Here is a 934-nt window from a genome sequence, read left to right as displayed (position 1 = left end):
GCCAGCCGCGACGGCCGCGATCACCGCCCACAGCGGTAGGCGCTGCCCGTGCGCGAGCACGCCGAGCAGGACCGCGGCCGCACCGGAGAAGACCAGCCCGACGAGCGGGGACGCCCCCGCCGCGGACAGCACGAGGAACGGTAGCGGGACGAGCCATGGTGAGGCTCCCGGCAGACCGTCGACAAGGTGGCTCATCGACAGACACCTACCAGGCCGGCCGGTCAGTGCGGCGGGCCGGTCAGTGCGGCGGGCCGAGCAGCGCGCGTACGAGCGCGATGCCGAGCTGGGAGCGGTCGGTCTGCCAGACGTGGCAGTACTCGTACGGCCAGGCGTAGACCGGGCACTGCCCGGTGCAGAGGGCGGACACCCGTGGCTCGTCGAGATCGGCGGCGGCGTAGCGGTACAGCAGCTCGATGCGGGCGGCGATGACACCGTAGTCGAAGACGCGGGCCAGGCGGTTCTCCCGGGCGAGTACCACCTCGATCGTCAGGCCCTCCAGGGGGTACCTGTCGGGAAGGACGTTCTGGAGGGACAGGAAGAGATCGGCCGCCCGGCGGCGCGGGTCGCCCAGGAGAGCACCGAACACGGCGAGCCTGCCGAGCGCCAGCCTGGGGCGCGTGAGCAGGCTGTGCGCGTAGAGGACGCGCAGGAGCGCGACGTCCATGAAGAACCGTTCGAGCGGTGTCTCGAGCGCGACGAGCTCGCGGTTGTCCAGGTAGCCGGCCACGATGCTGGCGTTGTGCGCGCGGTACCAGGCCTCCGGAGCGGGACGCCGCAGGAACGCCAGCCAGTGCCGCACGGCGGTCGTGCTGGGCTCGCCGTGCACGCCCCTGGACAGCAGGTCCGCCTCGGCCGCGTCGCGGAGCAGGGACTCGTTCACGGCTCGCCACCACGGGCTGCCGGGCGTCGCGGCGCTGGCGGGTGCCAGCAGGCC

At 73.1% G+C, this 934-nt stretch carries 1 protein-coding gene and 1 pseudogene; both read right to left on the bottom strand.

The features are described 5' to 3' along the window. Positions 1 to 195 (bottom strand): annotated as a pseudogene (locus tag AC5LSR_RS22155) (bifunctional DedA family/phosphatase PAP2 family protein); the annotation flags it as partial. 43 nt (positions 196 to 238) lie between these two features. Then, positions 239 to 934, bottom strand: a 696-nt coding sequence (locus AC5LSR_RS22150; protein WP_493468946.1) for a hypothetical protein, incomplete at its 5' end; no start/stop codon positions are given.

The organism is Protofrankia sp. CiP1_Cm_nod4 (assembly GCF_982290645.1).
Note: the sequence above shows the minus strand (reverse complement) of the source record. Positions and strands in the feature narration are given on the sequence as shown.